General features: G+C 33.0%; 3 protein-coding genes. 2 read left to right on the top strand and 1 reads right to left on the bottom strand.

The annotated features are described in order from the left end of the window. Positions 1–263: 263 nt before the first annotated feature. On the top strand, positions 264–2,861 hold the full coding sequence (locus P6N22_RS04200) for a chemotaxis protein CheW (protein WP_280330450.1): 2,598 nt from the start codon (positions 264–266) through the stop codon (positions 2,859–2,861). 29 nt (positions 2,862–2,890) lie between these two features. On the opposite strand, the gene P6N22_RS04195 is transcribed toward P6N22_RS04200, so the two are convergent. Beyond that, positions 2,891–4,927 (bottom strand): methyl-accepting chemotaxis protein, encoded by a 2,037-nt coding sequence (locus tag P6N22_RS04195; protein ID WP_280330448.1) that lies wholly within the window; start codon positions 4,925–4,927, stop codon positions 2,891–2,893. A 573-nt stretch (positions 4,928–5,500) separates the two neighbouring features. Here P6N22_RS04195 and P6N22_RS04190 point away from each other — a divergent pair. Further along, positions 5,501–8,545: a DNA mismatch repair protein gene (locus P6N22_RS04190; RefSeq protein WP_280330446.1), complete on the top strand. Its 3,045-nt coding sequence runs from the start codon at positions 5,501–5,503 to the stop codon at positions 8,543–8,545. Positions 8,546–8,557: the final 12 nt, after the last annotated feature.

The following is an 8,557-nucleotide window of genomic DNA, read 5'->3' as shown; positions in this document are numbered from 1 at the left end:
CTGCTCTTTGCAAGAGTGGAAACGTAGGTCGCTGCCTAGTTCGATCAGATTCATTCTTTTCAAAATAATCACTCAATTTAACTTTTCAATCATCTTATTTAATTCATCTATATTACGTTTGTTCTCTTTAGTCTTATTGTTTGCATAACTGATGTGCATACATAATCTATTCCATTTCTCTTTATTGTATAAAAAATAATCACAAAGTTATAACTTTTTCGTTAAAGATTTTATAAAATTTGATGCAGAAAAGGATAGTGCTTATGAAAAAGAATAACTATAAATATAAGAATATCTCCAATGATGTAATTCCATATATAAAACATATGGAACAAGTGGAAGATGATAGAGAAAGATTACATGAGTTAAGTAATCACTGGAACACACTTTCATTATTAAGTCAATTAGGTGATGCGGGTGTTAATATGAGTAAAATTAAAAACAATTTTACTGAGCTTTCATATGAACTGATTAACCACTTAGCTATTGAATTATTAAATAAAAATATCAATGAAATGGATTTCAAAGCACAAGTTGCTGTTGACATTATGATTAGAAATCTTTTTGAAAGAACAGCTGATATTGGTTTTTTGGCTACAGATGATGATATTAGAGCATTTTTACTTAAAAACGATACGAAATATTCTACTCACTATCAAGAAGATTTAGATATTATCAAAGAGCGTTTTAGAGAATACATTAGAAAATACAGTGTATATTTTGATATTGTATTGATGAGTCCAAAGGGAGAGATCTTAGCTAATCTTGATGAAGACTTAACGCTTTCAAAATCTAAAGATTCAATTATTGATGAAGTTTTAAATACAAGTAGCGAATATGTAGAAACATTTAAGTATCATGATTTCTTGCCAAAAGAAAAAAAATCTCTTGTATACTCATATAGGGTGACAAAAACTAATGAAGAAGGTTCTGAAGTATTAGGTATTTTGTCTTTATGTTTCAAGTTTCAAGATGAAATGAAACAAATTTTCAACAATCTAATCAATAAAGACAAAAAAGAAGCAATACTATTATTGGACAAAGAGGGTGTTGTTATTGCTACAAGTGATAAATACCAAATACCACTTGGTGCTGAGCTGGAGATAGTTTTACATGATAGCTATAAATTAATCTCATTTGGTGGAGTGGATTATATTTGTAAAAGCAACAAAACAACAGGTTATCAAGGCTTTCACGGTTTAGAATGGTACGGGCATGTAATGATTCCTATTACACATGCTTTTGCACAAGAAGATGAAGATACTTTTGAAATCAGTGAAGAATTATTACTTTCTATTTTACAAAACGGTAAACAGTTTACTGAAGCATTGAAAAATATTCCAAAACAAGCAAATAGCATACAAAAAAGTTTGAATCGTGCTATTTGGAACGGGACAATTAATCAGGGAAGTACGACTTCAAATAAACAGTTTTCTAAAGCTTTAATGCTCGAGATTCGTCAAACAGGACAAGACACAAAATCTATTATCGGTTCTTCAATAGCAAATCTTACAAAAACTATTATTCTCGGTGACAGTGTTTTTTATGCAGACCTTATTGTTGACATAATGGATAGAAACTTATATGAAAGAGCAAATGACTGTAGATGGTGGGCATTGACATCTGATTTTCAAAAAATCTTGGCTAAAGACAATATAGTTATGGATGATGTGCTTAGAATGAATGAAATTTTAGAGTATATTAATGATCTTTATACGGTATATACAAATATTTTTATATACGATAAACATGGGTATATTAAAGCAACTTCAAATCAAGAAGAGAGACATTTAATAGGTAAACGTGTAAGTAAAAACTTTGTTACACACACATTAGAGTTAAGTGATTCTTCAAAATATGCGGTAAGTGATTTTGAAGCGAGTGAATATTATGATAATAAACATACGTATATCTATAATGCTGCTATTAAAAATAATGATAGTGTTGTTGGTGGAATTGGGCTTGTATTTGATTCAGAGATACAGTTTAAAAACATGATTCATGAGTCATTACCTAAAAATATAGACGGTACTACGAAAAATGGTGTTTTTGCAACATTGGCTACTAAAAATATGCAAATTATATCGTCTACAAATGAAAAACACCAAGTTGGTCAATATTTGGAACTTGACAGTTCTTATTTTAATCTCCAATCCGGAGAGTCAACAAGCGAGATCATTATTTATGATGAAAAATATTATGCTTTAGGTGTTAAGTGTTCAAAAGGGTATAGAGAGTATAAAAGTGCTCAAGATGACTATGTAAATGATGTATATTCATTCTTCTTCTCATATATTTGTGACAAAAGTGAAGCTGTATATCATAAGGATGACAACTTCTCTCCAAAAACGGATGTCGTATTTGAAAAAGGGACAGAATCTATTGATATTGCAACGTTTATGATTGCAAATCAATGGCTAGGGATTGATACAAGACATGTTGTGGAAACGGTAAGTGCTACTGAGTTAAAAACTACTATTAAAATAGATAAAAACCACCACTTTAAAGGTACTGTAATATATAATGATAAAGCAGTTATGGTAATTGATATTCAGAAGTTCTTACAGGAAAAAGATGTTGAAGAATATCAAGAGATTGTAATTATTAAATACGGTGAACATGATACTTATCTAGGAATATTAGTGAACTCTTTAGGTATTATTGCTGAAGTGGCAAATGATAATGTTAATCAACTTCACAATGAAATTATCGGTGGTGGGACATTGATTGACAGTTTGGTTTTCCCAAGTAGTGAAACACCTGGTAAAGATGTATTATCAATTCTATCACTTGATAAGATTATGAAAGAGTTAGTGAGTCCTGAGTATAGTAAAATGATTCATAAGCAGGTAATGCGTTAAAAGATGAGTTTATTACTCATCTTTTTATTTTAAGTATGAAAACGTTCTAATTTATTGTGTAGTTCATCCGTCATTGAATTGAGGTGTTCTGCAGCTGCTGCAATCTCTTCCACATTACGTGCATTTTGAGCAGAGATTTCATTTATTTGAGTTACTCTCTCTACAATTGATTCTACGTTTTGCCCTGTTTGTTCAAAGTCGCTAACTGTTTTGTCACTAGCTTTAACAGCATTATCAACAATAGCAACGCTTGAGTTGATTTTTTCTTCAACTTCTAAAGAGACATTTGATAAAGACTGAATATCTTCAGAATTAATACTCATTTGTCCACTCACATCATTAATTGCTTGTACAATAATATTAATTGTTGCATTAATATCCGTAAGAGATTTTTGAGTACGTTCTGCAAGTTTACGCACTTCGTCAGCTACAACTGCAAAACCACGACCGTGCTCACCTGCTCGTGCAGCTTCGATAGCGGCATTAAGTGCAAGTAGATTAGTCTGATCTGCTATATCTGAAATAACCTCTAGAACAACTTTTACTTCGTTTGCATCAGATGATAATGTAGCCATTCTTTCAGCAAGTTCTACTTCTATTTGAGCACTTTGTTGTACTTTTGTCGTTAAGTTAATAATCTCGTCACGTGCTTCTTGAAGGTTTGTATTTGCCTGAATAATCTCTTTTTTGCTCTCTTGTGCATAATGAATTGAGTGGATTATTTCATTGTTAATTTCTTTTGCTTGATCTGTTGCTTCTCTAATTACAGTAGAAGATTTTTCTACATTTTCTCCAACACCTAGAGCTGTAGTTGAAAGTTCATGTGAAATAGATGCATTTTCTGAAGAGCCTTGTTTTGATGTTTCTATTAAATCACGTAACTCAGTAATGAGCTTATTAAAACTTTTTCCCATCAAAGAAAGTTCTAGAGGTGTATTTGTATCTACTTGCATTGTCAAGTCATGTTTTTGGGCTATTTGTAAAATAACTTCTTTAAAACGCTCAATTGGTCTTACTATACTGATATTCATAAGAAAATAAGCAGCAATACCGATAATGATTAGAACGATTATTGAAGATACAATAATACGGTTACGCAATGTATGAGGAGTTTCTAAAACTTCTGCTTCATCAATTTCAGATATGATAGCCCATGAAAAATCTTGGCCAACAGGTACACTTGAGAATGAAGATAATACTGGGTTTCCATTGTAATCGATTATGATTCTTGTATCATTTTGATCATCTAAAGCTAAGTTTGATGCTTCAGTATCTACAGAACCTGTTTCAGGAGTAGCAAAAGAGGCAAGTAAGCTGTGTCCTTTTGGATCTAGATAACTATCACTACGCATTAACTTGTCCGGACCAACAAGATAATCTTCCTGAGTTTTTCCATATCCTTGACGGTATTGCATAATTGATGTGATTGCACTAGAACTAAGTTGAAAAATTAAAACAGCTTCACCACTTTTAGTAGGTGTTGCTAAGAACATTGCCGGTTCATGGTTACTTGGTTCATAAGGTTCCATATCGACAAAAGTAGGACGTTTATTTGCCAATGCAGCTCTAAAAGCTCTTGCAAGACCGCTGTCTTTTAATTTTCCGTGAAGAAGGTTTGCTCCGTTATCCGATTCTTTAGCAACTGTATACATTACATGTCCATGTTCGGCACATACGATAAATAGATCATAATAACCATATGTCTTGATATAGTTTTTAAAGTAGTTTTCGTACGGTTTTACCGTTTTTGTAATTGCAGGATCATTAACTGGATATGTTCCGTCATCTTCAACTTCTAACATGTCATTCATGAATATTATGTCATTTACCATATTTTTAATCTCTTCTGAACCTGCTAAAAGTTCAATATCTTTAACTCGATTATTAAAATAGGTTTCAATTCTACTTTTTTTAATATCTCTGACCATTGTCAACTGGTTATAGCTATTTTTCATCAAAGTTGATTTTGAATCATTGACAGAGATGAAAGTTGTGATAACTGCTAATGTAATAAGGGAAATAAACACTAACAGAATTACCTGTAGTTTAATTGACAAGTTTTTCATTTTTTTTCTAACCTTTTGTAAAATTAACGAAGTATATGATTTGAAGACTTAAGTTTATTTGATTAAAAGCCCAATTATAAGCGTTGTANACCATATTTTTAATCTCTTCTGAACCTGCTAAAAGTTCAATATCTTTAACTCGATTATTAAAATAGGTTTCAATTCTACTTTTTTTAATATCTCTGACCATTGTCAACTGGTTATAGCTATTTTTCATCAAAGTTGATTTTGAATCATTGACAGAGATGAAAGTTGTGATAACTGCTAATGTAATAAGGGAAATAAACACTAACAGAATTACCTGTAGTTTAATTGACAAGTTTTTCATTTTTTTTCTAACCTTTTGTAAAATTAACGAAGTATATGATTTGAAGACTTAAGTTTATTTGATTAAAAGCCCAATTATAAGCGTTGTAACCGTTATGTAATCTTTATGTAATCATTCTGTAATAAATCAAAAGATTTAACATAAATGTAATTCTTTTTTGATAGTAATGATAAGAAAGTCAAAAACTTAACATAAACATCAAATATGATATAATTGCCCAAAATTCTTGGGATATAAAGATATAAATGGACTCATCAAGCTTCGATCGGATACTTAACGATAAAAATAAACTTTTAACACAAACATATTTTGAACTGCAACAACTTTTTGAAGAGAAATATGGTCGTGATACGGTTGTTTTTATGGAGATTGGTACTTTCTTTGAAGTGTATGAAGTCAACAACGACGAGTCACAAGTCGGTAAAGCAAAAGAGATAGCCGAACTACTCAATATCCAGCTCACGAAAAAAAATAAAAACATTGTCGAAAATTCTGATAAAAACCCTCTTTTAGCTGGTGTCCCTGCAGTGAGCTTCGAGCGTTACTTAAACCGCTTGATTCAAGAGCAGAAATACACGATCATTGTTGTTAGACAAAAGGGAAATCCTCCTAAAATAAGCCGTTACATATCTCAAATTATCTCTCCGGGGACAAACTTTGATCATATAGTTGACAACGATGACAACTACATTGTTTCGATTTTGGTAGATAAGTATAAAGATATCTACAGTGTTGGATATTCTGCCATCGATGTTACAACTGGAAAAACATGGTTATATGAGACACATTCTACGAGTGAAGACCCTTTTTATGCACTTGACGAGGTATTTAATCTTTTAAATGTTTACAGAACAAGTGAAGTAGTTGTTACGTTTTTAGAGGGTGTTGAAAATCAGAAGCATGTAATGCAGTATCTTGAAATTCCTGAACATTACCATTACTCTGTAAACAATAAACGCTTAAAAGTTGAGTATCAAAACGAGCTCTTTCAAGGGGTGTATCAGATTCAGTCACTTCTCTCTCCAATCGAGCATCTTGACTTAGAACGCAATCCTATGATTACAGAGTCGTTGGCAATTCTCATAGACTTTGTAATAGAGCACGATTATTACATTGTGCAAAAGATGTCTATGCCAAGAATCATAGACAATCGTCGTTTTATGTATCTTGGAAACAATGCACTCGAGCAGATGGGTGTAATATCAAAAGACAAAAAAGAGTTTACGCTTCTAAGAATGCTTGATCGCAGTTCTACGGCAATAGGGCGCCGTTTATTAAAAGAGAGACTACTCAATCCTATTATGGAGAGCGAAGAACTTGAGCGTCGTTATAACCTGATCGAGAGAGTATCGTCCCATACACGTTTTTTAGATGAGATGATGCGCGGAATTTACGATCTGGAACGTCTTGCCCGTCGTTTAAATTTAGGACGTCTGCATCCTTTTGAGATGAATCACATTTATGATTCTTTGGTGAGTGTTAAAGATTTAATGCTTTATGTGAAAAAACACAAGATCCAAAAGACTCCTTTTCATGAGAGTGAACTCGATGAATTTTTACGTGATATCGTAAAAACGATTGATCTTGATGTATCACGCCGTTTTACAAACGCTACAGTAGATGAGAACTTCTTGATGGAAGGCGTTGATGAGAGCATCGACACCCTTACAAAAGAAAACTCGGTCATGATGATTGCATTTGATGATATTATGCAAAAAATTGAGGCCCTACTTACAGATTCCAATGCAAACTCTACGACAAAACTGGTTACTTTAGGAGTTTTAGAGAAAGAGGGATATTATATATCTCTGAGTAAAAACCGCTTTTCTTTAATTGAGAGTGAATTTAAAAAAGATCCTGAATTCAGTCAGTTTGATGTGAAAAAATTGACAAACAGTGTCAAAATTACTTCAAGTTTTACAGATGAGCTCTCAGATCGCATAATGAAAAACCGCCGTAAGATCGTAGCACTTGTAAAAGACAGATATATGCAGGTACAAGCTGTATTTGAGCGACGCTATTCTTTACTTTTTGAAAGAGTGATTTCGTATGTAGCAGATCTTGATGTCGGAGTAAGCTCATCAAAAACAGCAACCGATTATAATCATGCAAGACCGATGATTGTCGATGTTAAAGATGATGAGAACTTTATGCAGATAATGCAGCTGCGCCATCCTTTGATCGAGATCCAGGAGCGCGGTGGGCTGTATGTTCCAAACGATATAGTGATGGGAAATCGTGATTATATGGATCTGCCGCATCCAAAGACAATTATGCTTGATGTAAGCGTGCATGATGGTCATGAGGTCAACGGTGTACTTTTATACGGAATCAATTCAAGTGGAAAAAGCTCATTGATGAAAAGTGTCGGAATCGCAATTTTAATGGCACAATCAGGCTTTTTCGTCAGTGCTTCTGTTATGAAATTTAGTCTGTTTGATTCTATCTTTACCCGTATTGTTTCAAAAGATAACCTGGCTAAAGGTCTTTCAACTTTTGCCGTTGAGATGCTAGAACTCAAAAATATCTTTAATCGTGCAACGGTACGCTCAATCGTTCTTGGTGATGAGATCTCTCATGGAACGGAAACACTTTCCGGAGTCGCAATCGTTGCAAGTGCAATTAAAAAACTTGCAAATACAAGATGTCTTTTTGTATTTGCAACCCATCTGCATCAGCTTTCAACTATGCCTGAAATTACGAATATCAATAACGTAGTAGACCTGCATTTAAGTGTAGAGTATGATGAAGAAAGCGATAAATTACTTTTTAACCGTGTACTTCAAGAGGGAAGCGGCAGTAGTATTTATGGTTTAGAGTTTGCAAAATCACTCCATATGGATAATGAATTCCTAGAGATGGCAAACAACATAAGAAAAAGACTTGCAAACGATTTTGATGAGCTTGAACTTTTAGTGAAAAAGAAAAAATCGAAGTACAATAAAGATCTGTATGTCACGAAATGTGTAATCTGTGGAGCAGTGGCTGAAGATGTGCATCACATTAATCATAAATCTTTAGCAAACTCTTCAGGTTTCATTGGACACTTCCATAAAGATCATAAACATAATCTGATCCCGTTGTGTAAAGAGCATCACAATCAAATTCATGACGGAAAAATTAAAGTGGATGGTTTTGTAATGACATCTAAAGGACTTGAACTACAATATGAAGAACAGCTTTCAAAACCAAAAGTTGAGGTTCTAGAAGAACCGGAAATAAATGTTGTAAAAGTAGAAGAAAAAACTGAGGAAGAAGCACCTTCAAAGATCCTTCTTGATGATTGGTAGGATATTACATTA

Source organism: Sulfurimonas sp. C5 (assembly GCF_029872055.1).
GTDB lineage: Bacteria > Campylobacterota > Campylobacteria > Campylobacterales > Sulfurimonadaceae > Sulfurimonas.
Note: the sequence above shows the minus strand (reverse complement) of the source record. Positions and strands in the feature narration are given on the sequence as shown.

Excerpts from the sequence above, each read along its gene's own strand:
- P6N22_RS04200 (WP_280330450.1), top strand. The coding sequence starts at position 264 with ATGAAAAAGAATAACTATAAATATAAGAATATCTCCAATGATGTAATT.
- P6N22_RS04195 (WP_280330448.1), bottom strand. The coding sequence starts at position 4,927 with ATGAAAAACTTGTCAATTAAACTACAGGTAATTCTGTTAGTGTTTATT.
- P6N22_RS04190 (WP_280330446.1), top strand. The coding sequence starts at position 5,501 with ATGGACTCATCAAGCTTCGATCGGATACTTAACGATAAAAATAAACTT.